The sequence below is a fragment of the Shewanella sp. SR1 genome, assembly GCF_020447145.1.
GTDB lineage: Bacteria > Pseudomonadota > Gammaproteobacteria > Enterobacterales > Shewanellaceae > Shewanella > Shewanella baltica.
The window spans coordinates 119,379-146,266 of the sequence record NZ_JAJAEF010000004.1; the positions used below are offsets into that span (position 1 = coordinate 119,379).

Genomic DNA, 26,888 nt, shown 5'->3' on the forward strand with positions numbered 1-26,888 from the left:
ATAAGAGCAATTCTTAGCAGCACTCTAATAAGAGCAATGCTTAGAACGACTATTAACTCTATCCTAAGTGCAAATTTTTGCTGCAATTGCGCCAAGGCCCCCCCCCCAAAAAAAAACAAATTAGCAGGTTTAGCCGCACAGCCTCATTCATGACGAAAGGGACGTAAGCCAATATTGGGCTATTTTACCCCGATAACTCAAAAAAGCTGCCTTCATCGCCGCTACAAATATAAATCTTCCACTATCAAAGTATTAAACAGTCCAAGCGGTAAGCGAAAACCCAACATAACGCACAGAAAATACCATTACTCAACGAAAGCTAATAAATTCCAGTCCCAGATGATTGTATCGCTCCGAAACCTCAGGTAATCTGCATCCCCATTAAGTGACACAGATGATAAGCACAGGTTTTACGATGAGTGTCACGACATTAGTCATAAATGTCAGTCGTGACTCAGCCAAAATCGCTTATCAGTCCCAATAGATTATGTCGGATGATAATTATTTTTAATGGCAACTCGCGACTCTCAATCTAAAGCGCCGTCTTACGCCCCCAAGAGCACAACTCCAGCGGCGCAAAAAGACAGCACACCTCGGCATCGCAACGCCACCACTACGCCTGAAATGCGACTCTTTATCCAACAATCGGATCTGAGCGTGAGCCAGCTGGCAAAGATTTTAAATATTACCGAGGCAACGGTGCGTAAGTGGCGTAAGCGTGAGTCCATCAGCAACAGCTCGAACACGCCCCACCATCTCAACACGACGCTCACGCCGATGGAAGAATACGTGGTGGTGGGGTTACGTTACCAACTCAGACTCACCTTAGATAGATTGCTCCACGTCACCCAAACCTACATTAATCCCAATGTGTCGCGCTCCGGCCTTGCCCGTTGCTTAAAGCGCTACGGCATATCGCGGCTCGATGAGTTTGAAGCACCACAAGTACCCGAACGCTATTTTAATCAATTGCCTGTGACGCAAGGCAGCGATATCCAAACCTATACGGTCAATCCAGAAACCTTGGCCAAGGCGCTGGCGCTGCCAAGTACCGACGGCAATACTGTGGTGCAAGTGGTGTCACTCACTATACCGCCGCAGCTCACTGAGCAAGCTCCAAGCTCAGTGCTATTAGGCATAGATACGGCAAGTGATTGGATTTACCTCGATATTTATCAAGACAGCAACACCCAAGCGACCAATAGATATATCGCCTATGTCCTCCGACATGGGCCGTTTCATTTACGAAAGTTGCTCGTTCGCAACTATCACACCTTCTTAGCCCGTTTTCCCGGTGCCCATGGCACGCCAAAGACAAGCGCGGCTGAATCCCAAAACAAGGTCACCGTATCCAGGTCGACCCGTGGAGACTCTTTATGAGCCATACCCCTTCTGTACCTAATTCTGCGACTGAGTCAAAAAAAGATAAACGACTCAACAAACGTTTGAAAGATATGCCCGTTGCCATTGTCGGCATGGCCAGCATCTTTGCTAACTCGCGTTATTTAAATAAATTTTGGGATTTGATCAGCGAAAAAATCGATGCCATTACTGACATCCCAGACACCCATTGGCGCGCCGAAGATTATTACGATGCAGACAAAAGCAAAGCCGATAAAAGCTACTGTAAACGCGGTGGTTTTTTGCCTGAAGTCGACTTTAACCCCATGGAATTTGGTCTGCCGCCCAATATTCTTGAGCTGACAGATACCTCGCAACTGCTGTCGCTGATTGTCGCCAAAGAAGTGCTCGCCGATGCCAATCTGCCCACCGATTATGATCGCGATCGTATCGGCATCACGCTAGGCGTGGGCGGTGGTCAAAAAATCAGTCAAAGCTTAAACTCGCGCCTGCAATATCCAGTGTTGAAAAAAGTATTTAAAAGCAGCGGCCTGAGCGATGAAGACAGCGAAATGCTGATCAAAAAGTTCCAAGACCAATATATCCACTGGGAAGAAAACTCTTTCCCAGGGTCCTTAGGCAACGTGATTGCAGGCCGTATCGCCAACCGGTTTGATTTTGGCGGCATGAACTGCGTAGTCGATGCTGCCTGCGCGGGCTCGCTTGCCGCTATGCGTATGGCGTTGACTGAACTGACCGAAGGTCGCAGCGACATGATGATCACCGGCGGCGTCTGTACCGACAACTCGCCATCAATGTACATGAGCTTCTCAAAAACGCCAGCCTTCACCACCAATGAAACCATTCAACCCTTTGATATCGATTCTAAAGGCATGATGATCGGCGAAGGTATTGGCATGGTCGCACTTAAGCGCCTTGAAGATGCCGAGCGCGATGGTGACCGGATTTATGCCGTCATCAAAGGCGTTGGCGCCTCATCGGACGGTAAGTTTAAGAGTATTTATGCGCCGCGCCCTGAGGGCCAAGCTAAAGCATTGGAGCGCGCTTACGACGATGCTGGTTTTGCACCGCACAGCATTGGTTTGGTTGAAGCCCACGGCACCGGCACAGCTGCAGGTGATGTGGCCGAATTCAATGGCTTAAAATCGGTATTCGCCCAAGGCAACGACACCAATCAACATATCGCGTTAGGTTCAGTGAAATCCCAAGTGGGCCACACTAAATCAACTGCGGGTACTGCCGGGGTTATCAAAGCCGCGCTGGCACTGCATCACAAGGTATTGCCTGCGACCATTAACGTCAGCCAGCCTAATCCAAAACTGAATATCGAAAGTTCGCCATTCTATTTAAATACCGAAACTCGCCCATGGTTCCAGCGCGCCGATGCAACGCCGCGCCGTGCAGGCGTGAGCTCCTTTGGTTTTGGCGGCACTAACTTCCATCTTGTATTAGAAGAATACAAACCTGAGCATAGCCGTGACGAGCAATATCGTCAGCGCAGTGTGCCGCAGACACTATTGTTTGCCGCCGCCAATAAAACTGCGCTGCTTAGCGAGTTAAAAGCTGCGCTGAGCCAAAGCGTGAACACGAGCGCAAACACGAATAAGAGCAGCGCTGCGAGTCTGAACGCTATCGCTCAGCAATATCCGCTACGCACACTGGCAAGCACAGATGCCCGTTTAGGTTTTGTGGCTAAGGATATCGCACAGCTGCAAGCTCAGTTAAATCAATCGATTGCGCATTTAGAAACCAATGCAATTGAAGTGTGGCAATTACCTTCTGGTATCAGCTACCGCTCTCATGCCTTAGTGGCTCAGAATGAATCAAAGAAAGTAGCCGCCCTGTTTGCCGGTCAAGGTTCACAGTACCTGAACATGGGCCGCGAACTCGCCTGCCATTTCCCTGAAATGCGCCAACAAGTGATGGCCAGCGATAAAGCATTTGCTCACCACGGCCAAACACCGTTATCCAACATCCTTTACCCTATTCCGGCATTCGATGCCGATGCGGTGAAAGCCCAAGAAGCGGCGCTGACCAATACCCTGTTCGCCCAAAGCGCCATTGGCGCGATTTCAATGGCGCAATATTCGCTATTAACTCAAGCGGGTTTTGCCCCCGATATGGTGGCAGGTCACAGCTTTGGTGAACTGTCAGCCCTTTGCGCGGCAGGCGTGATTTCCAATGAAGATTACGTCGAACTGGCCTTCGCCCGTGGGCACGCCATGGCGCAAGTGCCAAGTGATACCGCGAGTAAAGCAGTTGATTTAGGAACAATGTTCGCCATCATTCTTAAGCAAAAGAATGATATCGATGCGCTCAATAGCTGTTTAGCCCAGTTTGATGGCGTTAAAATTGCCAACTACAACGCGCCGACACAATTAGTCATCGCAGGTGGCACAGAGCAAACTCAGCTGGCCGCTAAAGCCATTAGCGAACTGGGCTTTAAAGCGATTGCCCTGCCCGTCTCTGGCGCGTTCCATACTCCCTTGGTTGGACACGCACAAAAGCCATTTGCCAAAGCCATTGATAAAGCTAAATTCAGCGCACCTTCTGTCGCACTTTATGCCAACGGCACGGGTCAATTACACCCAAGCGATGGCAAAGCGATTAAAGCAGAATTCAAACAACACATGCTGCAATCGGTTCGCTTTAGCGAACAACTGCAGGCCATGTATGACGCTGGCGCCCGTGTGTTTGTTGAGTTTGGCCCTAAGAACATACTGCAAAAGTTAGTTGAAAATACCTTAGGCGAACACTTAAATGAGCTTTGCCTTGTCAGCATGAACCCTAATCCTAAGGGCGACAGTGACAGTCAATTACGCTTAGCCGCAGTGCAACTCGCGGTAGCCGGCGTGGCGTTAACTGAGGTTGACCCCTATCAAGCCGTCACGTCACAAGAGATTGCCGAGCGTGAAGCGCCATCAGCGATGAACATCACACTCACCGCCACTAACCATATTAGTGCAGCGACCAAAGCTAAGATGGCCAAATCCCTCGCCACAGGCAGCGTGACTAGCCAAGTGCAATATGTGGATCGCATCGTTGAAACGATTCTCGAAAAAGAAGTCGAAAAAATCGTTGAGAAAGAAGTCATCGTCGAAAAAGTTGTTGAGAAAATAATAGAAGTGGAAGCGAATCAAGTGGCAGCTGTTGAAATGAAACAAACATCCCCAAGCGTTGCGCAAGGCTTAAGCAATCACGCACAACAAGCAACGGCGCCGTTGAGCCCAAGCACACCAAACGTCAGCAGCGATGCGTTAACCGCATTTTTCAGCGCACAATCTCAAGCGGCGCAGTTGCATCAACAGTTTTTAGCTATCCCGCAGCAATATGGCGATACTTTCACGACACTGATGACTGAACAAGCCAAGATGGCGAGCCAAGGCATTGCAATCCCAGAAAGCCTGCAACGCTCAATGGAAATGTTCCACCAGCATCAAGCGCAAACCCTGCAAAGCCACGCCGAATTTATGCAACTGCAAAGCAGTAGCAGCCAAGCGGCCTTGGCGATGCTAAACAATGCGCCGATTAACTTTAGCCCGGCGGTTGCAAGTCAGCCACGAGCAACTGCGCCGGCTCCAGCACCTGTTGCTGCATCGACAGTTGCGCACAATGCCGCACCAGTAGCGGCTCAGGCTGTTGCGACGAGACCAGCAGTTAGCACACCCATTCCTCCTGTTGTGCAAACAGCTCCGGTTGCTTTTGCACCTGCGGTGACAGTACAAGTTGCGCCAGCAGCTCCTGTTTTAGTTATGCCAGAGATGACATCTGTGGCACCAGCAACAAGCAGCTTAAGTGCAGCACTTGTTCAACAAACTATGATGGCTGTGGTGGCCGACAAGACAGGCTACCCCACTGAAATGCTGGAACTTGGCATGGATATGGAAGCCGATCTAGGTATCGATTCGATTAAGCGCGTTGAAATTTTAGGCACAGTACAAGACGAACTGCCGGGCTTACCTGAACTCAGCCCAGAAGATCTGGCCGAGTGCCGTACCTTAGGTGAAATCGTTGACTACATGAACTCTAAGCTTCCAGCAGTGGGTACAATTATCGTAGCGCCTATTACTGCTGCAAATGTGGCAACTCAAGTGGCAACAGCCGCACCTGCCGCCAACGGTTTAAGCGCCGCGTTAGTGCAACAGACCATGATGACAGTGGTGGCCGACAAGACAGGCTACCCCACTGAAATGCTGGAACTCAGCATGGACATGGAAGCTGATTTAGGTATCGATTCCATAAAGCGCGTTGAAATCTTAGGCACAGTACAAGACGAACTGCCGGGTTTACCAGAGCTCAGCCCAGAAGATCTGGCCGAGTGTCGCACCTTAGGTGAAATCGTTGACTACATGAACAGCAAATTGCCAGTAGTTAGCGTGGTAGCAGTTGCACCACCGGCAAACGTTGAAGCAACGCCTGCACAAGTTCCAGCGAATAACGGTTTAAGCGCTGCCTTAGTGCAACAAACCATGATGGCTGTGGTGGCTGACAAGACTGGCTACCCCACTGAAATGCTGGAACTTGGCATGGATATGGAAGCCGATTTAGGTATCGATTCAATTAAGCGCGTTGAAATCTTAGGCACAGTGCAAGACGAGCTGCCGGGTTTACCTGAGCTCAGCCCAGAAGATTTGGCCGAGTGTCGCACCTTAGGTGAAATCGTTGACTACATGAACAGCAAACTGCCAGCTGTGGGATCAGTTATCGTAGCAACTCATGTGACAACTGCCGCACCTGCCGCCAGCGGTTTAAGCGCTGCGTTAGTGCAACAAACCATGATGACAGTGGTGGCCGACAAGACAGGCTACCCCACTGAAATGCTGGAACTCAGCATGGACATGGAAGCCGATCTAGGTATCGACTCCATCAAGCGCGTTGAAATCTTAGGCACAGTGCAAGACGAGCTGCCGGGTTTACCTGAGCTCAGCCCAGAAGATTTGGCCGAGTGTCGCACCTTAGGCGAAATCGTTAACTACATGAACAGCAAACTGCCAGCTGTGGGATCAGTTATCGTAGCAACTCATGTGACAACTGCCGCGCCTGCCGCCAGCGGTTTAAGCGCTGCGTTAGTGCAACAAACTATGATGGCAGTGGTGGCCGACAAAACAGGCTATCCCACTGAAATGCTGGAACTCAGCATGGATATGGAAGCCGATCTAGGTATCGATTCGATCAAGCGCGTTGAAATCTTAGGCACAGTGCAAGATGAGCTACCGGGCTTACCTGAGCTGAATCCTGAAGATCTGGCCGAGTGTCGCACCTTAGGTGAAATCGTTAGCTATATGCAAGGTAAGCTAGGCCAGAATACTGCTGCAAATGTGGTAAACGTCGCTGTCGCGGCTGAACCAGCTATCGATTTGCCCCATGATTTGCCACCACACAGTGAGGTGGTGCTAAAAAAGTTGCCAGCGGCGGCTGAACTAGCGCAAAAAGCAACGCAACAATCAGCGCAACAAGCTGTGACACGAACTTTCGCTAAAGATGCCTGCATTATCATTAGCGATGATGGTCACAATGCTGGCGTACTTGCCGAGAAATTGCATGCTCAAGGTCTAACGGTTGCGGTTGTGCGCTCGCCAGAAAGCCTTGTAGCCAGTGCATCACCGCTCAATAGCCACATTGCCAGCTTCACATTGGCGGCGATTGACGATGCCAGTATCAGCGCAGTAATTAATGAGATCAAAAGCTTAGGTACAGTTGCAGGCTTTATTCATCTGCAACCACAACATAAAACCTCAGCCGATGCGAAAGGTTTAGTGTTGTCCTGTGCCGCCAAAGCGTCGGTCGAGCAAGCGTTCTTGTTCGCCAAGCACTTACAACCGCTTTTAACAACAGCAGCAACGGCAAATACTAGCAGCAGCTTTATCAGCGTCAGTCGTATCGACGGTGGTTTTGGTTATCTTAACCACAGCCAAATTGCCCGCAGCGAGTTAAACCAAGCCGCATTGGCAGGTCTGACGAAAACCTTGAGCCACGAGTGGCCGAGCGTGCATTGCCGCGCCTTAGATATCGCGCCAGCACTTGATGCCAAACAACTGGCCAATGCGGTCATCGCTGAGTTATTCGCAACCGATAAGCTATTAGAAGTCGGTGTGAGTGAAGCCGGCGCAACTGAAACGCTGGCACGCGTGACCTTAGTTGCAGGCAAGGCAGATACCCGCCACAGCGCAGCTAACTTGACTAGTGCAGATAAAATCCTAGTCACTGGCGGCGCAAAAGGCGTGACCTTTGAATGTGCCTTGAGTCTGGCAAAACGCAGCAAGGCGCACTTTATCCTTGCTGGCAGAAGCAGCCAACAAGCCATTCCCGCTTGGGCACAGGGTAAGAATAACAGTGAACTTAAAGCCGCAGCTATTGCCCACATTCAAAGCTTGGGCGAGAAACCCACGCCAAAACAAGTGGATGCCTTAGTATGGCCAGTTCAAAGCAGCCTAGAAATTGCAGCCGCACTAGAAGCCTTTTCCGCTGTAGGTGCCAGCGCTGAGTACTTAAGCCTCGATGTTAACAATCCAAACGCGATTGCCAGCACGATAGTGCCGATTACCGAGTTATCACCTATTACCGGCATCATCCATGGTGCGGGCGTACTCGCCGATAAACACATCCAAGACAAAACCTTAGATGAGTTAGCACGGGTGTATGGCACTAAGGTCACAGGCATTAGCAATCTTCTTGCCGCACTGGATTTAGATAAAGTAAAACTGATCGCCCTGTTCTCTTCGGCGGCGGGTTTTTACGGCAATACCGGCCAAAGCGATTACGCTATGTCCAACGACATACTCAACAAAGCCGCACTGCAACTGGCGCAGCAACTGCCAAATGCCAAAGTGATGAGCTTCGATTGGGGTCCGTGGGACGGCGGCATGGTGAATCCTGCGCTGAAAAAGATGTTTATGGATCGCGGTGTTTATGTGATCCCGTTAAAGGCGGGTGCTGAGTTATTTGCGAGCCAATTACTGAGCAACACAGGCGCACAATTGCTGGTCGGTACTGACATGCAAGGCAGCGCACCTCATGACGACACTTCTCATAAAGTGCAAGAGACTAAAGGTAGCAATCTAAAAAAGCCTGAAGCGGATCTGACCACTGACTCGTCGGGTCCGCATGCTTTGCCTAACGCTGTAAATCCAAGCGCTGTAAATATAAGCGCTGTAAAACTGCAGCGCACACTGAACCCTAAGGCAATGATCTTTATTGAAGATCACTGCATTAACGGTAATCCCGTATTACCGACTGTGTGCGCGATTCAGTGGATGCGTGAAGCCGCCTTTGATGTGCTCAAGCAGCCTGTCAAAGTGCAAAGCTACAAGCTGTTGAAGGGCATTATTTTCGACACTGTGACGTTAGAAAAAGGTGCGTTAGAAAACGGTGCGCCCATCACGCTAGAACTTGAGCTTGCACCGATTGCGTTAACAGATAAAGCCGCGAAAGACACAGACGAGTGCTCGAGTAGACAATTCAGTGCCTTAATCAGCTTTGAAGGTCGTCCGCAATATCAGGCTATCCTAGTGATTGATGATGCTGTTGATGACGCGGCTAACGATTACTTAGCCACTAACAGCAAAGCAACCGCCTTTGACGCGCAAAGCTTGGCAGGACTTTCTGCCATCACAACCGCAAGCAGCCTTTACAGCGACGGCACGCTTTTCCACGGCCCAAGACTGCAAGGTATTGAGTCTGTGGTGAAGTTTGACGATGCGAGCTTAGTCGCCAAGGTGAGTATTCCCCATGTTGCGTTAGCGGACTGCGGGAGTTTTGTGCCCAATCTGGCACCTAAAGGCTCACAAGCCTTTGCGGAAGATTTGCTGCTGCAGGCGATGCTGGTGTGGGCGAGACTCAAATATGGCGCGGCGAGTTTGCCATCAAGCATTGGTGAGTTTATCTCCCATGCGCCGTTTGCCTTTGGCGATAAAGGCTATTTAGTACTGGAGGTGGTAAAACACTCTGGCCGTGCCCTTGAAGCCAATATTGCACTTTATCATCAAGATGGCCGCTTGAGCTGCGAGATGAACAACGCCAAAGTCACCATCAGCAAAAACCTCAACGGTGCATTCTTAGCTAATAAAGTTGCTAATAAAAGCATTGAAAGCGTGGAGGCAAAAGTCGAGTGAACTTAGCCCCCCCTTTAGCAACGACCCATAGCGGCCAAGTTGAAACATCGATAGCTGACACAGCTAATGCCGACAAGGCTATTGCAGACACGGTTATTACTGAAAAGCTTGCCAAGCCACTGCGTATTGCAGTGTTGCTTGGCGATGCAGTCAACCTTGACTCTCACTCAGCCCAAGTATTAGGGACGTTTACTGAACGTGAAAGAGTTCAGATTTGCGCTGCCGATGCCAACCAATCAACAGTACATGTGCCGACAGCTCATGAACCAAGAGGGCATGAACCGTCAATGCATGAGCAAAGGTCACTCACTGCCTTGTTAGGCCAAGCAACAACAGCCATTGAGCAAGGCAAGCTCGTTGAACTGATATTCAATGATGGCAATCTGCCCCAGTCTCTGTATTTGCTCGATGGTTTACGCGCCGCCAAACTGCGCCTTCACGCCCACGCGTTTATTGCTGGCTTTGCCGCTGGCAATGAGACAACAGATGTTGAAAATGCGGCGACTGTTGCTAATGCAGCGGCAGTTGCAAATGCAGCGTTAGCAGCGGCAAAGCGCAGCCCAGCTCAAACCGTTCAACATCAGACTATCGCCAACACTCTCAACGAGGCATTTGTTGCGCTGCGCCAAGGCGTAACCGCCCTCGCGGCGCGAACACAAGCGCCGCTTAAAGGCACTACTGATATAAAACAGACAAACGACACCAATCATCAAACTGGCTATTGGTTTAGCGACCAACATCAAGCGCGGGTGTTGTGTCTAAATCTTGTAGCAAAGACGTCACATCAAGCGGATGAGTCTCGAAATCTAAGCCAAAGCCTAGTGCTGACCCAAGGCACACAAGTTATCGCGCCCAAAGCTCTTATTGATGAAAACCGGCTGTTTGTGCCGATAAGCGCTGATAATATTGATGAGCTCATCGCGCAAATATTGCAGATAATTAACACAGTAGAAAATGGTGCGGGCACTCTGGAAAATAGCACGGACTTTAGCGCGGAATATCTCAAAGCTTTGTTTGAACGCTACGATACCAACGCACCACTGGCATTAGTCTTGATGGCGGCATCAAGTGATGATCTCAAACTTGAAGCTAAGGCCATGCTTACGGCGCTTGAAAATGATGCTATTCGTCATCACGGTCAACCCTTTAAGACCCCAGCGGGCAGCTGCTTTACCGCTAAGCCGCTAGGGGATGCGGGACTTACCTTTGTATATCCCGGCGTTGGCACGGTTTACGCCAATATGTTCAATAACTTGCATGAGTATTTCCCCGCGCTGTATCACCAGTTAGAACGTGAAGGCGATTTAAGCGCCATGCTGCAATCACCGCAGATTTATGCGGCAGATGTTAAAACCGCGGCTGGCATGAACCTAAGTCAGCAAGCGATTAGTGGCGTGGGGGCCAGTTATCTATTCACTAAACTGTTGACCCAAGTCTTTAATATTAAACCTAAAATGGCGCTCGGTTACTCTATGGGCGAAGCGGCCATGTGGGCCAGCCTAGATGTGTGGCAAACACCGCACGCTATGATTAACGCCACTGAAAATAGCGATATTTTCAACCATGCGATTTCTGGTAAGCTAACCGCAGTCCGCCGAGCGTGGCAGCTTGCGGATGATGAAGCCATAGTGTGGAACAGCTTTGTGGTGCGCGCCGACAGCAATGAAATCAAGGCATTATTGCCAGAGTTCCCTCGCGCCTACTTAGCCATCACCCAAGGTGATACTTGTGTCATTGCAGGCTGCGAAGCGAGCTGTAAAGCCCTACTTGCCAAGTTAGGCAAACGCGGGATTGCCGCCAATCGCGTCACGGCAATGCATACCGCGCCAGCCATGTTAGTCCATGGGCAAGTACAAGATTTCTATACTCAAGCGCTAAAACCTGAGGCACTGAAACCTAAGGCGCTGAAAGCGGCAGCGCAAGATTCGTCTATTCGCTTTATTAGTGCAGCGCAAACTGCGCCAGTAACCGTGAATAGCCACAGCATTGGCCGCGCGATTGCCGATACCTTTTGTTCGCCACTCGACTTTAGTGCGCTCATTCAAAATGCCACTGAGCAAGGCGCAAGGCTGTTTGTCGAAGTGGGCGCCGATAGGCAAACTAGCACACTCATAGATAAAATTAGCCACGCCCACGCAAGCCAAAGCACTGCGAACGCGGCGACAGCCGCCATTGCTTGCAATGCCAAGGGGGCCGATGCGATCACCAGCTTACTCAAGTGTTTAGCTCAACTGATAAGCCACAGAGTACCGCTGTCGCTCACGCCGCTCATTCAGCCACTAAGTGCTAACGCAGCCCCTTTATCATCAGCAGTATTACCAGAAGGAGAACCCCAGTGAGTTCTCAGCATTCCCCTACTATTGATAAAACTACCGTGCCTACCATTGCGTCAAACAGCGCATCAAAAAGTGCGTCAAAAATTGCGATTGTCGGTCTCGCGACTCAGTATCCTGACGCCGATAATCCACAAACCTTCTGGCAAAATCTGTTGGATAAAAAAGACTCACGCACCCAAATAAGTCGCGAAAAGCTCAATGCTAATCCCGCCGATTACCAAGGTGTGCAGGGTCAGTCTGACCGTTTTTACTGTGATAAAGGCGGCTACATCCAACACTTCCAGTTTGATGCCAAAGGTTATCAACTGCCTGAGTCTGCCTTTGACGGTTTAGATGAAAGCTTTTTATGGGCACTCGATTGCAGTCGTAAAGCCCTTCAAGACGCAGGGATTGCCCCAAGCGATGCCGTACTGGCGCGCACAGGTATCGTGATGGGAACCTTGTCGTTCCCGACCGCCCGCTCCAATGAATTATTTTTGCCTCTGTATCATCAAACCGTTGAAAAGGCGCTGCAAAACAAACTTAACCAGAGTGCGTTTCAGCTGGCTGATTTTAACCAAGCTCACACTGACAAAGCGTTAAACCTCGAGCAAGCATTAAACGTCGCCAATGGCGCCGTTGCTCACACAGCCTCAAAGCTGGTCAGCGATGCACTCGGTTTAGGAGGCACTCAGTTAAGTCTGGACGCCGCCTGCGCCAGCTCGGTTTACGCACTCAAACTCGCCTGCGATTACCTGACCACAGGCAAGGTCGATATGATGCTTGCAGGCGCAGTATCGGGCGCAGATCCCTTCTTTATCAACATGGGGTTCTCGATTTTTCACGCCTATCCAGATCATGGTATTTCGGCGCCCTTTGATAGCAACAGCAAGGGCTTATTCGCCGGAGAAGGCGCAGGGGTTTTAGTCTTAAAACGCTTAGAAGATGCCGAGCGCGATGGCGATAACATCTATGCTGTCGTCAGCGGCATTGGATTGTCGAACGACGGTAAAGGCCAGTTTGTATTAAGCCCCAACAGCAAGGGCCAAGTGCAAGCCTTCGAGCGCGCCTATAGTGCGGCAAACACACTGCCCGCCAATATCGAAGTGATTGAATGCCATGCCACCGGCACGCCGCTCGGTGATAAAGTCGAACTCGCCTCGATGGAGCGCTTCTTCGAGGACAAACTCGCGGGCTCTGCAGTGCCGCTGATCGGTTCAGCAAAATCCAACTTAGGCCATTTACTCACCGCCGCAGGCATGCCGGGGATCATGAAGATGATTTTTGCCATGCGCTCGGGTCGACTGCCGCCAAGTATTAACTTATCAGCGCCGATATCCTCGCCTAAGGGCTTGTTTAGCGCTAAAAATCTGCCAACAGAATTGCATGCTTGGCCAGATAAAGCCGGAAACTCCCGCCGCCACGCGGGTGTTTCCGTGTTTGGTTTTGGCGGCTGTAACGCGCATTTGCTGCTGGAATCCTATGTTGCCAATACAAACAAGAAGAATGAACAAGAAGCAGCCGCTGTAAGTTATCAGCACACGCCATTAAATATCATTGGCTTAGCATCGCACTTTGGGCCTTTATCCTCCATTAATGCACTGGATAACACGATAAGCGCAAAGCAACATGCCTTTATCCCGCTGCCCACTAAACGCTGGAAAGGCTTAGATAAACACCCTGATATTCTAGCCAACTTTGGTTTAACCGGAACTGGCCTCGTAGCCGCACCACAGGGCGCGTATATCGACCAGTTCGATTTTGACTTTCTGCGCTTTAAAGTGCCGCCCAATGAAGATGACCGCCTGATCTCCCAGCAACTGCTGCTGATCAAAGTGGCTGATGAAGCGATTCGCGATGCGAACTTAAAGCCCGGCGGCAAGGTTGCTGTATTAGTGGCGATGGAAACAGAGCTTGAATTGCACCAGTTCCGTGGCAGGGTGAACCTGCACACTCAACTGGCAGACAGCCTTAAAAAACAAGGAATAACACTCACACAAGCTGAGTATCTCGCCCTTGAAAAAATCACCATGGACAGTGTGCTCGATGCCGCAAAACTGAACCAATACACCAGTTTTATTGGCAACATTATGGCGTCACGCATCGCATCCCTTTGGGACTTTAACGGCCCTGCCTTTACCATTTCGGCGGCGGAGCAATCGGTCGCCCGCTGTATCGATGTAGCCGAAAACTTGTTATCCCAAGAATCCTTGGATGCCGTAGTGATCGCCGCCGTCGATTTAAGTGGCAGCCTTGAGCAAGTGATCCTCAAAAACGCCGTATCGCCAGTGGCATTTAATGCCACTGACACTGGTTGGAAAGTCGGTGAAGGTGCTGGAGCATTAGTGCTCACGACAACACAATCAAGTGCAGCCCAGCCAAGTACTGCCGCTGACAATACCAATAGCAACAGCTATGGCGACTGTTATGGTCATATCAGCGGCCAAGTGTTTGGCGCTATGTGTGACCCGCAAGGTCACAGCAACACAGCGCGTATTTGCGATGACTTGTTAACCCAAGCCAAGGTGAATAGCAGCCAGATTAGCTTGATTGAAACCAGTATTGCGGTTGAGCAACTTGCCGATTCGGAACTGGTACTCAATACCCTGCTGCCGAGTGTAAGTGAGCGCAGCCAAGCCGCAGATACCCTAGGCCACAACTTTGCCGCTGCGGGCATGGCGAGTATTTTGAGCGCGCTGCTTCAGCTTAAAAATCATGGGCAATTAAAAAACCAAGTACAGCCACAAGCTAATCAAGTGCAGCACGCGCTCGTTGCCACGTTTAGCCAAGGTAAATGCTCGCAATTATTGCTCAGTCAAAGTGCCACGCAAGCGCACAGTTTGCAGCAAAGGCTTGAACAAGACTTAACGCTTTCAGAGCAAAAACACTTAATTAAACAAGTGACACTCGGTGGCCGCGATATCTATCAGCATATCCTTGATACGCCGCTCGCGGACATCGATGCTATACAGCAAAAAGCCCAAGCCATCACTGCATTGCCAAAGCGCAGCCAACGCAAACATTTGGCCCAAATAGCGAGCAAAGACGCGAGTGGCTTTGCAACAAGCAGCCCAACCACGGCTCTACAAAAAGAGACATTAAGCAGCATGCCAATGAATGCCCTAAGCACGCCCAATAACAACGCCGCTCAAGCAGAGCTAAAAGACGCTGCATTTATACGTAATCAGCAACTCGCCCGTGAAGCCCATTTAGCCTTTTTACAAAGCCGTGAGCAAGGCCTGAAACTGGCCGATGCCTTGATGAAAGCCCAGCTTGCCAGCGAGTTAGCCGTAAATGGCCAAGTTGCTCCGGTGGAGCAGCAAGCCACCGTTCAGGCATCTGCGACAGCGGTTCTTCCACATACTGCACTTTATCCAAACCATGCAAAAGTGCCTCTGTACACGCCGCCAACACCGATAAGCAAGCCTTGTATTTGGGATTATGCGGATTTAGTCGAGTACGCCGAAGGCGATATTGCTAACGTCTTTGGCCAAGATTACGCCATTATCGACAGCTATTCGCGCCGTGTACGTCTGCCAACCACAGACTATTTGCTGGTATCTCGAGTAACGAAATTAAACGCTCAGATGAACCAATATCAGCCTTGCACTATGACCACAGAATACGACATTCCTGTGGACGCCCCGTATTTGGTCGATGGTCAAATTCCGTGGGCCGTGGCCGTTGAATCGGGTCAATGCGACTTAATGCTGATCAGCTACTTAGGTATCGACTTTGAAAACAAGGGCGAGCGCGTTTATCGCCTGCTCGATTGCACTCTGACCTTCCTTGGCGACTTACCGCGCGGTGGCGACACTCTGCGCTACGATATTTCCATCAATCACTTTGCCCGCAATGGCGATACCTTGCTGTTCTTCTTCTCCTACGAATGTTTCGTGGGCGACAAGCTGATCCTGAAAATGGATGGCGGCTGTGCCGGCTTCTTCACCGACAAGGAACTCGCCGACGGTAAAGGCGTTATTCACACCGAAGCCGAAATCAAAGCGCGCAACCTCGCCTTGAACAATCCGAATAAGCCGCGCTTTAATCCGTTACTTGACTGCGCGCAAAACCAATTTGATTACAGCCAAATTCATAAATTGCTCGGCGCCGATATCGGTGGCTGTTTTGGCGGCGCACACGCGGCGCATCAAGCCCAATATGGTTTGCAGCCCTCTTTATGTTTTGCATCCGAAAAATTCCTGATGATTGAACAAGTCAGCAATCTTGAGGTGCATGGCGGCGCGTGGGGCTTAGGTTCAGTTCAAGGCCATAAACAGCTCGAAGCTGATCATTGGTATTTCCCGTGTCATTTCATGGGCGACCAAGTGATGGCGGGATCGTTAATGGCTGAAGGTTGTGGACAATTACTGCAATTCTTTATGCTGCATATTGGTATGCACCTAAGTGTAAAAGATGGTCGTTTCCAACCGCTCGAAAACGCATCACAAAAAGTGCGTTGTCGCGGTCAAGTGTTGCCGCAATCTGGCCTGCTCACCTATCGCATGGAAATCACCGAAATAGGTATGAGCCCGCGCCCGTATGCTAAGGCGAATATCGATATTCTGCTCAATGGTAAAGTGGTTGTGGACTTCCAAAACCTTGGGGTGATGATCAAAGAAGAAGCCGAATGCACCCGCTACCTTGCGGATAATGATGCCAGCACAGCAGACAATACGACTAAAAATGCTGCCAAAAATGCTGCTTCGGCTGTGCCGCTAGTTTCGACAACACCCGCATCGTTCGCCGCGCCGCTGATGGCGCAGCAGCCAGATTTAACCGCGCCAACCAACAAAGGCGTGGTGCCGCTTAAGCATGTACCTGCGCCGATTGCGACAGCGGATTCAAAGTACGCCAACCGCGTGCCCGATACCCTGCCGTTCACGCCGTATCACATGTTCGAATTTGCCACGGGCGATATCGAAAACTGCTTCGGCCCTGATTTCAGCATCTATCGCGGCCTTATTCCACCGCGCACGCCTTGCGGTGATTTACAGCTCACCACCCGCGTCATTGCGATTGACGGCAAACGCGGCGAGCTGAAAAAGCCCTCTTCGTGTATCGCCGAATACGAAGTGCCCGCAAACGCTTGGTATTACGATAAAAACAGCCATCACGCCGTGATGCCCTATTCTGTGCTAATGGAGATATCACTGCAGCCAAACGGCTTTATCTCAGGCTATATGGGCACCACCTTGGGCTTCCCCGGCCAAGAGCTGTTTTTCCGCAACTTAGACGGTAGCGGTAAGCTGCTGCGCCATGTGGATTTACGCGGTAAAACAATAGTGAACGACTCACGTCTATTATCGACTGTGATTGCTGGCAGCAACATCATCCAGAATTTCAGCTTCGAGCTAAGCTGCGATGACGAGCCTTTCTACCAAGGTAAAGCGGTATTTGGTTACTTCAAGGGCGATGCGCTGAAAAACCAACTCGGCATAGACAACGGCAAGATCACACAACCTTGGCATGTTCAAAATGGCATAGCGGCCGATAGCCAAATCAATCTGTTAGATAAACAGCATCGCAGCTTTAACGCGCCAGAAGGTCAGCCGCATTACCGTTTAGCGGGCGGTCAGCTTAGCTTTATCGACAAAGCCGACATCGTGAAGACCGGCGGTAAAGCGGGCCTTGGCTATTTATACGCCGAGCGCACCATTGACCCGAGTGATTGGTTCTTCCAATTCCACTTCCATCAAGATCCGGTAATGCCAGGCTCATTAGGGGTTGAAGCGATTATCGAGCTGATGCAAACCTATGCGATTGACCAAGATCTTGGTGCGGGCTTTAAGAGTCCAAAATTCGGCCAGATATTATCGGATATCAAATGGAAGTATCGCGGCCAAATTAACCCATTAAACAAGCAGATGTCGCTGGATGTACACATTACCAGCGTGACGGACGACAATGGCAAACGCATCATTATGGGCGATGCCAACTTGAGTAAAGATGGTCTGCGGATTTATGAAGTCAAAGATATCGCCATCTGTATTGAAGAAGCTTAATGCGGTAAATTCTATTTATTGAATCACTTAAAAATAATCCTGCCGCTGCGTTGGCTTTTTACACCCGAACTTTTTACTCAAGTAATAGCAACGCAGCAGCATTAAAAACGAGACCCAAGATGACTAGCCATACTCTAGATCAATTCAATAGTAATAACGAAAAACTCAGCCCTTGGCCGTGGCAAGTCAACGATGCAGAGCTGAGCTTTGATATCGACTCATTAGGCAAAAAACTCAAAGATTTAAGCCAAGCCTGTTACTTAGTCAATCACAGTGAAAAAGGCTTAGGCATAGCGCAAACGGCTGAAGTGACCACAAGTGACAGCCAAGCGCCATTGGGCTCACACCCTGTCAGCGCCTTTGCCCCAGCCCTTGGCACCCAAAGTTTAGGCGACAGTAATTTTCGCCGCGTCCACGGCGTCAAATACGCTTACTACGCCGGCGCTATGGCCAACGGTATTGCCTCGGAAGAACTGGTTATCGCCCTTGGCCAAGCGGGCATTTTGTGCTCATTTGGCGCGGCGGGGTTAATTCCATCCCGTGTTGAAGCGGCCATTACTCGCATTCAAGCGGCGCTGCCCAATGGCCCCTACGCCTTTAACTTAATTCACAGCCCAAGCGAGCCCGCATTAGAGCGCGGCAGCGTTGAGCTGTTTTTAAAACATAAAGTGCGCACGGTCGAAGCCTCGGCATTTTTAGGTTTAACGCCGCAGATCGTCTATTACCGCGCAGCAGGTTTGAGCCGCGACGAACATGGCGAGATAGTCATTGGCAACAAAGTCATAGCAAAAATCAGCCGCACCGAAGTCGCGACTAAGTTTATGGAACCTGCGCCTGCCAAAATCCTCCAGCAATTAGTGAGTGATGGTCTTATCAGCCAAGACCAAATGGCGATGGCGCAACTTGTGCCAATGGCAGACGACATCACAGCCGAAGCCGATTCTGGCGGCCATACCGACAATCGTCCATTGGTCACGCTATTGCCGACGATTTTGGCGCTCAAAGATGAAATCCAAGCTAAGTATCAATATAAAACGCCCATCCGTGTGGGCGCAGGCGGCGGCGTCGGCACACCCGATGCAGCATTAGCGACCTTCAACATGGGCGCGGCCTTTATCGTCACAGGTTCAATCAACCAAGCTTGCGTCGAAGCGGGCGCCAGCGAACACACCCGTAAGTTACTCGCCACCACAGAAATGGCCGATGTGACTATGGCGCCTGCCGCCGATATGTTCGAAATGGGCGTGAAATTACAAGTGGTTAAGCGCGGCACCCTGTTCCCGATGCGCGCCAATAAGCTTTATGAGATCTACACCCGTTACGATTCGATTGATGCCATCCCTGCGGACGAGCGTAAAAAGCTCGAAGAACAAGTGTTCCGCTCATCACTCGATGACATTTGGGCGGGCACTGTCGCCCACTTTAACGAGCGCGATCCTAAGCAAATCGAGCGCGCACTGGATAATCCCAAACGTAAGATGGCGTTGATTTTCCGCTGGTATTTGGGTCTGTCTAGCCGCTGGTCAAACACAGGTGAAATCGGCCGCGAAATGGATTACCAAATCTGGGCAGGCCCAGCACTGGGTGCATTTAACGCTTGGGCGAAAGGCAGTTATTTAGATGACTATAAGGCCCGTAATGCAGTGGATTTAGCCAAACATTTAATGGTGGGCGCGGCGTATCAATCCCGCATTAACTTGCTGTTATCCCAAGGTGCGAGCATTCCGGTCACACTACTACGCTGGAAACCACTGAATCGTTTTTAACCGCTTTTAGCCCTATTGCAGGCTGCTAACAAAGCGAATTAATGCAAGAGCCCACACTGATTAATGAATGGATTAATTGATTCACGCATTAACAGTGTCGGCTTTTTATTCTGTTTCATTTGTCATCAATCTCAGCTCCCCGACCTTCAAACAAGGCTTTGCTCCAACGTCTCAAATCCCAATATTAGGCTGAAACTCTTACCGAAGCTTAGGTAAAAATTGCCTGTACTACGTTTAGTACATTCGCGCCCACTTAAAACTAATAAATTAAATTTCATTTAAAATCAATAAACTAATTAAAATATGCAAAGTTGGCATTATGTTCGCAATCTAGAAATAACCATTAGCCGTTACCTTACAAATGACACAAACGGTCATGCGAAGGATTAAGACAAGGGCAGGAGGTTCATATGTTAGGTTGGACATTAGTATTTCTGGTTGTTGCTGTTATTGCAGGCCTATTAGGATTTACTGGGATAGCTGGCGCAGCGGCGGGCATAGCGAAAATCATTTTCTTAATCTTTATTGTGTTATTAGTGATTTCCCTGCTGGTTAATGCCTTTAGAGGTAAGTCACCGCGACTTTAATTATTTTTTAAAAAGGAGATGTATATGAAACCATTTACTCTGATGACAAGCGCTTCACTGGCATTATTACTCGCCCTCGGTTTAACCGCTTGTAGCGATAACAAAGCCGAAGACGCGGGTGAAAAAATTGATGAAGTGATGACAGATACAGGTAATGCCATCGAAGATGCCTGTGAAGAAGTCAAAGAAGGTGTTAAAGCTAAAGATACTAAGTGCTAAACAAACCTCATTTTAAGGTGGCAATAGACTCGTCTACTGCCACCCTTTTGAGTTAGCACCTAATTTAAACTTAAGTTAGAACCTAGTTTCAACGACGCGATTCACCGATGCAGTCAGCCGTTTAACATGCAGCGGTAAAATCAAATGAACAGCATTGGAGGGCGCGTATGCTAAGCAAAATCCACATCAAATATTTCTACTTAGCGGGTGCCGTGTTGCTAGCCTATTTTGCGGTAACGGGCACGTCTCCCCTGTTCACCTTTATTTGGGCTTGGACAAGCCTGTCGCTATTTTTAGTCGGTTCCGCCTATTGGTTTAATCTCGCCAGCATTTTTAGAAAGCGCCAAGATGGCACTATCCCTTGGTATATTCGCTGGGGCTTTATTCCGTTTCTATTGGGCAGCCGGCTGTATAACCATTGGGCGAGAAAACGCGACTCTGTGCCGTCGATGCAAAAGATAGATGAGCAGTTGTATCTCGGCTGCCGATTATTTTCTGCGGATCTGGAGAAAATCAAAGCCAATAAGATCACCGCAATTCTTGATGTGACCGCCGAATTTGATGGCTTAGATTGGTCGCAGTTTGAAGATCATATCGAGTATTTAAACATCCCCATCCTCGACCATAGCGTGCCGACCAGCGCCCAGCTCAATCAAGCCGTTAACTGGTTGCATCGCCAAGTGCGCGCCAATAAACAGGTGCTGATCCACTGTGCTATGGGGCGTGGCCGCTCAGTACTGGTGCTCGCCGCCTATTTAGTCTGTAAAGATAAACAGCGCAACTTCGCCGAAGTATTACAACAAATTAAGCAGGTCCGCAAAACCGCGGGCTTAAACAAATGGCAATTACGCGCCCTTGAACACATGCTCAAACAAGGCAAAATCAACATCCACAAAGTGGCGTGGATTATCGCTAACCCTGTCTCTGGCGGCGGCAAATGGCAACAATATGGCGAGCAAATCCAAGATGAACTAAAAGCCTATTTTGACCTAACGTTAAAACTCACTACCGAAAATATCAGCGCAAACACCTTCGCCAAAAAAGCCCGCAATAGCGGCGCCGATATCATTATTGCCTGTGGTGGCGATGGCACAGTGACAGAGGTGGCATCGGAAATAGTGAACACTGACATTGCCTTAGGGATCATTCCCTTAGGCACGACTAACGCACTCAGCCACGCGCTATTTGGTTTAGGCAGTAAGCTCATTCCTGTCTCTCAGGCGCTGGACAATATTATCCAAGGGCATTACCAAGCCATTGATACAGCTCGTTGTAATGAACAATTAGTCTTGTTACTTGTGGGGATTGGCTTTGAACAGCAGATGATTGAATCTGCCAACCGTGAACGTAAAAATGCCCTCGGCCAGTTTGCCTACCTCGATGGTTTGTGGCGCGCCGTCAATGCCGATATCACTTTAACCATACAGCTCAGCTTAGATGATGCCGAGCCCACAACATTGACCACCCATAGCCTCATTGTTGCCAATGCCGCCCCGTTTACCAGCGTATTAGCGCAGGGCGATGGCGAGCCAAACATGACAGATGGCCTGCTCGATATTACCTGGTTAGATTCGGGGGATGAACCTAAGGAGCAGCTCCTTAGTCTGGCCGAATTAGCCATTGCCGGATGGGTAAAAGAAGGTAATAAAGACACACATTCAAAGCGACCTAGCGCGCCTTCTACCGCGACCAAAGTCCACCACGCCCATGCGAAAAAAGTGAATATTAGTAGTCAGCCCAAGTGTAAATATGTGATTGATGGCGAAATCTTTGAACCCGCAGATCTCACCATTGAAGTCCAACCCGCATCCCTTAAGGTGTTTGTGCCTTATCAGGAAATAACTGAAGAGGATGGGTGATACATCTTGCTGGCACGCTTGAGTCATTAGTAGGAACGACTTCCCATAAGCATTCTTCCTGCACTAAACAACCCGACATATTTTCAATATAGCTTTCAGGTAACACTTGCTTTTTAAGGGTTGGCAGAACGGTTTTTACGTAATTTTCATGAGCTGGGTTCGACGCCCAGCGCGTCATAACGATGAAGTAGTCACTCTGTTTTAGACTGCGGGCGACACAACCGCCAAGCATGCCGTCTGCTTGTCCAAGATGGGCATTCCAAATCGTTCGTTGGTCACTTAAAAAACGTTCGACATCTTGCACTCCTCGGCAATAAGCCAAGCGAATGACATTGTCATTTTGATCTGCAGGATGATGAGTTAGCGAAGGGATACTCAGTATATTTTCAAAATAATGGACATCACACTGTTTATAAGTTGTTTGCTGACCACTTTTGGAGAACAGCTCGTCGTGAACTGACCCCATGAAAGCCGTAACATCCTCGAGTGATTGCCATACACCCACAATAATCGCCTGCCTTTCGGGTTGACTCCAACCACCGAACTGGCCTCTAAAACCTACGCAGTTGCTCAACGCTTTCCATATCTGTTGGCTTTGAGAAAAATCTTGCTCTTGTTCATTTTCAACCTGACAAGTGATCAACTTTACTATCGTCAAATCTCGCTCCTAACGCTGCAAAAAGTGGCCTAGCGTAGTGAAATCCAATTCCAAAGAGCCGATGCCACTTGGCTTAAACCTCCTTGCTAGCAACCACATCAACGGTATGCTTAAGATGGCTAAAGCCGCAGGATAAAGCTCAATGAGATATTAAATTCACTCACATCTGCGGCTTTTGAGCGCAAAAAACTATTCCACCGTCGATTCACCCGCTTCGATTTGCTGCTCGTATTTGCTGAGCTTGTTGTAGAGGGTTTTCACGCTGATCCCCAGCTGCTCGGCAGTATCGGTTTTATTGCCTTGAGTCGTTTCTAATGCTTGATAAATGGCGATTTTTTCTAAGTCATCTAAACGCATGCCCTGCGGGATAACGACTTGGTCATCGCCAGAAGCACCCATTTCACTCGCCTGTGGCAACTGTAAATGGCTGGGTAAAATCTCTTGGTCTGCCAAAATATAGGCTCGCTCAATGGCATGCTTTAATTCACGCACATTACCCGACCAAGGGTACGCAGCGATCATCTGCGCACTGTCGTCAGCGAGGCTTTTATTCTGCTTTTCTGCCACGTTACGATAGGCAAGAAAATGCTGCGCCAGCCCAAGAATATCATCGCCACGTTCCCTTAATGGCGGAACGCGGATAGGGAACTGGGCCAAACGGAAATATAAATCCTCGCGAAATTGCCCAGCCTCGATTGCCGCTATGGGATCACGATTGGTTGCCGCTACAATCCGCACATTGGCGAGTTGCACTTTGGCACCGCCAACGGGGCGATATTCACTATTTTCAAGCACTCTGAGTAACTTCACTTGATGCTCAATTGGCATTTCGGTGACTTCATCGAGAAATAAGGTTCCGCCTTCTGCCTGCTCAAATACGCCTTTGTGATCGCGATGAGCGCCAGTGAACGCGCCTTTTACATGGCCAAACAACTCGCTATCGACCAATTCAGGGCTTAAGGCGCCGCAGTTAATCGCGATAAAAGGCTCGTTCAGCCTAGGGCTGGCAAGATGTATGGTATTAGCGACCAGCTCTTTCCCCGCACCGCTCTCACCGATGATCAGCACATTACTGTCGGTCGCGGAGACGCGGCGAATCGTGCGATACAGCTTATGCATAGCAGCAGAGGAACCGACGAGTAAACCATATTGGTCTAGCTCACTGGAAAAAGGCCGAGGCCGAATTGGGGATGACACTAGATACTGGGCAAAATCGGCGAAAATATCGCTGATTAACGTCATGTCGTAGGGTTTGCGAAAATGATAACCGGCAAAATGCGACATTAACTGATCAAGATTGGGGTTTGGCTGGCCGTCGGAGAGAAAAATAAACTCAATATTAGACAGAGCTACATTGTCCAGTAGCCCGAGATAATCCTCACGGCTAAGGCTGGACAGCTCAATGATGGCAACATCGACGTGATTCGCCTCAAGCTGTTCTATCCAAGGTAAATCATCGACACTGCGTAGCTTATTAAAGTCGGCAGCGCCGGCGAGTTCTAAGATGGCTTGTTCGGCGTTTACATCCTGCAGGTGATAAAAAAGTGTCAATCGAGCCATGCTATCCCACTCCCTGTGTATGAAGGGCTACTGTATGTCAGTCGTGAAATTTTAACAACAGCAGCGGTAATAGTTGCCGATATTCCAAGAGGATGGCGTAATGAACCGAGAATATCAGTCTAAAAATCAGCCTGTTAACATATCATTAAAAACGAGAACAGAATATGCATGGTAGCTGAACGAAACTCAATTAGTTGACCCAAGCCGTTAAACAAGGCTATGTCGAACACTGGCATTAGGAGGCCCATAATGAAGTCTAATGTTGTGCAACATCAGACTGATATCCGCGCCGATATCATGTTGATCGATGAAATAATAACGCTCAATCAAGAAGGACTCACATTTTACAACCAGGCGATGACGTACGTCGAAGACTATAACCTTAAGCGTATTTTTTCGACCAAAGCGAATATCCACCAGCGAATGTTGAGGCGATTTGAGCAGCTGCGCCCTTTGTCTAGCGAGCCGCTTCATGGCCTGAGTCATACGATACCTGTCACTTACACTCAAGCGACAAAGTTGCTGCATCAGTGCCATATATCGCAGGCGATGGCCGCACTTGTCGTTATAGAGCAGCAAGTGTTAACCCAGATGAAGCAAGCAGTAAGGCAAGCACATCAGCCACAACTTGCCAATCAGCTCGCAGAAGGCGCCGCTTGGCTGCAAATCAGTTGCGATGGTATGAGTTCGCTCAATCCTGGTTAATTCTTTGCACCTGTTTACATCAGTGCGCATCAGTATGAGCCTCTTTACCTGGCGATATCCAGCTTTAACGCACCGCTTGTTACTCCACACACTACTCCGCACACATTCGTGCGGTTTTTTTATGCTTTAAAGATGACTTCGCTTGCCAGAAAAAATTACATTTTGTCGGTAAAAAAGACCGACTTAAGCAAAATAACCCTTCCATCAAAATATCAAAAACAGCCGCTAAACACATTTAAATCAGCCACTTAATAATATTGGCACGATTCACGCAATATCTAACATCGAGAAAACAACGGAGGATATGATTATGAAAACCACAACAGCATCAGTACTAGCGACCTTACTTGTCGGTTCAATCAGTTTAAATGTCGCAGCAGCTCAAGATTGGAAGGACGGGGCTAAGGATGCGTGGATCGATGGTAAAGCTGAAACCACTTTACTGCTCAATACCAATCTCAATTCCTTTGACATTATAACGGATGTCAAAGAGGGAAACGTGACGTTAACGGGTAAAGTGGAAAGCAGTGTCGATAAAGCTCTTGCCACTGAACTGATCAAAAGTTTAGACGGCGTAAAAGATGTCGATAACCAACTCACTGTAATGAATGAGAAAGAAGGCACCAGTGAAGTTGTTGCTACTTTGACCGATTCTAAGGTTGCCACAGTCGTCAAAACCCGTTTACTGTTTTCAACCGATGTTTCCGGCACTCAGATTAATGTGGATGTCGCTAATGGTATCGTTACCTTAAAAGGTGAAGTTGCTAGCGATGCCGAACGTCAGTTAGCGCTGAAAATTGCCGAGAATACCGACGATGTGAAAAAAGTTGTCGATAAAATCAAAGTCGTTAAAAAAGCCTCTTAACGCTAGCTAAAGCTGCACTTTCTGAAACTAGCTTTCAAAAGTAGCGCTTTAACAGTCAGAGTTAAGTACAAGGCGTTAATCTTGCCTCAACTTTTGAACTCGATTGATAAGAAAGAGTAATAACAAAAAACCAGCCTAGGCTGGTTTTTTTATGTCCATTATGTCACTAAATCAAGCAAGGTTTTCTAGGCCACGTAGATAAGACTAGGTTTGAGAAAACGAAATCAAGGTAGGAAAATTGAACGACATCAGGCTAATGCGAGAAGCGATAGTACCTTAAGCGATAACACCTTAAGCGATAACACCTTAAGCAATAGTGCCTGAAACTATATTTTCAGAAACAGTCATGCCTAAAACAATCATGCCTCAAGTAGCGTTAAAATGCGGGCTCAGCGCTGGCTTCAAAGCCAAACTGGAACTCATAAAAATGCTGACCATTTTCGATACTGATGGCCATAGTGCCCGTTAAGCCCTGCAACTCGCCCGCACCGGAATGGGGAACCACTTCTAAGATCAAACGGTTTTGTCCATCGGTCATAATGCCAAAATGTTGCAGCACGAAACTCCCCTGCTTACCACACACCTTGCCAACCACTTGCTCAATCGCCACATAGCCAGCCGAGCCTTTGACTGACGTCATTGCACTGAGCATTTCCCCTTGGCTACGGCCCTCAAGCTCGCCATAAAAGGTTTTATCTAAACCCATACGACCTAACGTTACGCCGCCCACACCCGTAGCATAGGTGCTATCTGGGGTGAGCTTAACATCAAATTTCCCAGTGATTTTGCTAACTTGCATGACACTCTCCTTGTCAAAACATTATGCCAAGTCTATCTACCCGAGAATACTTGCCGCTGCGGCAAGCATCACACACA

General features: G+C 49.1%; 13 protein-coding genes. 10 read left to right on the forward strand and 3 right to left on the reverse strand.

Features of this window, described 5'->3' with window-relative positions; translation table 11 throughout:
- Nucleotides 1-510 precede the first annotated feature (510 nt).
- The 8 genes from KV201_RS05275 (at nt 511) to KV201_RS05310 (ending at nt 22,224) form a co-directional block, all read left to right on the forward strand.
- Entirely contained in the window at nt 511-1,380 is an 870-nt protein-coding gene (locus tag KV201_RS05275) for a transcriptional regulator (RefSeq protein WP_226058726.1), read from the forward strand.
- Entirely contained in the window at nt 1,377-9,473 is an 8,097-nt protein-coding gene (locus KV201_RS05280; RefSeq protein ID WP_226058727.1) for a type I polyketide synthase, read from the forward strand. Before KV201_RS05275 ends, KV201_RS05280 begins: the two co-directional genes overlap by 4 nt.
- Entirely contained in the window at nt 9,470-11,812 is a 2,343-nt protein-coding gene (locus tag KV201_RS05285) for a PfaB family protein (RefSeq protein ID WP_226058728.1), read from the forward strand. The genes KV201_RS05280 and KV201_RS05285 overlap by 4 nt, the downstream gene beginning before the upstream one ends.
- Complete coding sequence (locus KV201_RS05290) at nt 11,809-17,793, forward strand: beta-ketoacyl synthase N-terminal-like domain-containing protein (protein ID WP_319000208.1); 5,985 nt, start codon at nt 11,809-11,811, stop codon at nt 17,791-17,793. Before KV201_RS05285 ends, KV201_RS05290 begins: the two co-directional genes overlap by 4 nt.
- Before the next feature lie 119 nt (nt 17,794-17,912).
- Nucleotides 17,913-19,559 (forward strand): eicosapentaenoate synthase subunit PfaD, encoded by a 1,647-nt coding sequence (pfaD, locus tag KV201_RS05295; protein ID WP_063883256.1) that lies wholly within the window; start codon nt 17,913-17,915, stop codon nt 19,557-19,559.
- A gap of 410 nt (nt 19,560-19,969) precedes the next feature.
- On the forward strand, nt 19,970-20,146 hold the full coding sequence (locus tag KV201_RS05300) for a DUF1328 domain-containing protein (protein WP_011846326.1): 177 nt from the start codon (nt 19,970-19,972) through the stop codon (nt 20,144-20,146).
- A 24-nt stretch (nt 20,147-20,170) separates the two neighbouring features.
- Nucleotides 20,171-20,365, forward strand: coding sequence for a hypothetical protein (locus KV201_RS05305; RefSeq protein ID WP_006085205.1), 195 nt, complete (start codon nt 20,171-20,173; stop codon nt 20,363-20,365).
- Between the two features lie 167 nt (nt 20,366-20,532).
- A complete protein-coding gene (locus KV201_RS05310) occupies nt 20,533-22,224 on the forward strand; it encodes a diacylglycerol kinase family protein (protein ID WP_226058729.1) in 1,692 nt (563 codons plus the stop codon).
- Here the strand turns inward: KV201_RS05310 and KV201_RS05315 are convergent.
- Nucleotides 22,178-22,882 carry a DUF4937 domain-containing protein gene (locus KV201_RS05315; protein WP_226058730.1) on the reverse strand — a complete coding sequence of 235 codons (705 nt, stop codon included), beginning with the start codon at nt 22,880-22,882 and terminating at the stop codon, nt 22,178-22,180. The two genes, KV201_RS05310 and KV201_RS05315, sit on opposite strands and share 47 nt — an antisense overlap.
- Before the next feature lie 189 nt (nt 22,883-23,071).
- Nucleotides 23,072-24,442 carry a sigma-54-dependent Fis family transcriptional regulator gene (locus tag KV201_RS05320; RefSeq protein ID WP_226058731.1) on the reverse strand — a complete coding sequence of 457 codons (1,371 nt, stop codon included), beginning with the start codon at nt 24,440-24,442 and terminating at the stop codon, nt 23,072-23,074.
- Between the two features lie 249 nt (nt 24,443-24,691).
- On the opposite strand from KV201_RS05320, the gene KV201_RS05325 reads away from it, so the two are divergent.
- Nucleotides 24,692-25,147 carry a glutamyl-tRNA reductase gene (locus KV201_RS05325; protein ID WP_107402289.1) on the forward strand — a complete coding sequence of 152 codons (456 nt, stop codon included), beginning with the start codon at nt 24,692-24,694 and terminating at the stop codon, nt 25,145-25,147.
- 310 nt (nt 25,148-25,457) lie between these two features.
- Nucleotides 25,458-26,012, forward strand: coding sequence for a BON domain-containing protein (locus KV201_RS05330; protein ID WP_226058732.1), 555 nt, complete (start codon nt 25,458-25,460; stop codon nt 26,010-26,012).
- A gap of 376 nt (nt 26,013-26,388) precedes the next feature.
- Here the strand turns inward: KV201_RS05330 and KV201_RS05335 are convergent, their stop codons facing one another.
- Nucleotides 26,389-26,811: a DUF3224 domain-containing protein gene (locus KV201_RS05335; RefSeq protein ID WP_006080939.1), complete on the reverse strand. Its 423-nt coding sequence runs from the start codon at nt 26,809-26,811 to the stop codon at nt 26,389-26,391.
- Nucleotides 26,812-26,888 lie beyond the last annotated feature (77 nt).

What these genes read in the sequence shown, in the direction of transcription:
- KV201_RS05325 (WP_107402289.1), top strand. Translation starts at nt 24,692, where the DNA reads ATGAAGTCTAATGTTGTGCAACATCAGACTGATATCCGCGCCGATATC.
- KV201_RS05275 (WP_226058726.1), top strand. Translation starts at nt 511, where the DNA reads ATGGCAACTCGCGACTCTCAATCTAAAGCGCCGTCTTACGCCCCCAAG.
- KV201_RS05335 (WP_006080939.1), bottom strand. Translation starts at nt 26,811, where the DNA reads ATGCAAGTTAGCAAAATCACTGGGAAATTTGATGTTAAGCTCACCCCA.
- pfaD (WP_063883256.1), top strand. Translation starts at nt 17,913, where the DNA reads ATGACTAGCCATACTCTAGATCAATTCAATAGTAATAACGAAAAACTC.
- KV201_RS05310 (WP_226058729.1), top strand. Translation starts at nt 20,533, where the DNA reads ATGCTAAGCAAAATCCACATCAAATATTTCTACTTAGCGGGTGCCGTG.
- KV201_RS05330 (WP_226058732.1), top strand. Translation starts at nt 25,458, where the DNA reads ATGAAAACCACAACAGCATCAGTACTAGCGACCTTACTTGTCGGTTCA.
- KV201_RS05300 (WP_011846326.1), top strand. Translation starts at nt 19,970, where the DNA reads ATGTTAGGTTGGACATTAGTATTTCTGGTTGTTGCTGTTATTGCAGGC.
- KV201_RS05305 (WP_006085205.1), top strand. Translation starts at nt 20,171, where the DNA reads ATGAAACCATTTACTCTGATGACAAGCGCTTCACTGGCATTATTACTC.
- KV201_RS05280 (WP_226058727.1), top strand. Translation starts at nt 1,377, where the DNA reads ATGAGCCATACCCCTTCTGTACCTAATTCTGCGACTGAGTCAAAAAAA.
- KV201_RS05320 (WP_226058731.1), bottom strand. Translation starts at nt 24,442, where the DNA reads ATGGCTCGATTGACACTTTTTTATCACCTGCAGGATGTAAACGCCGAA.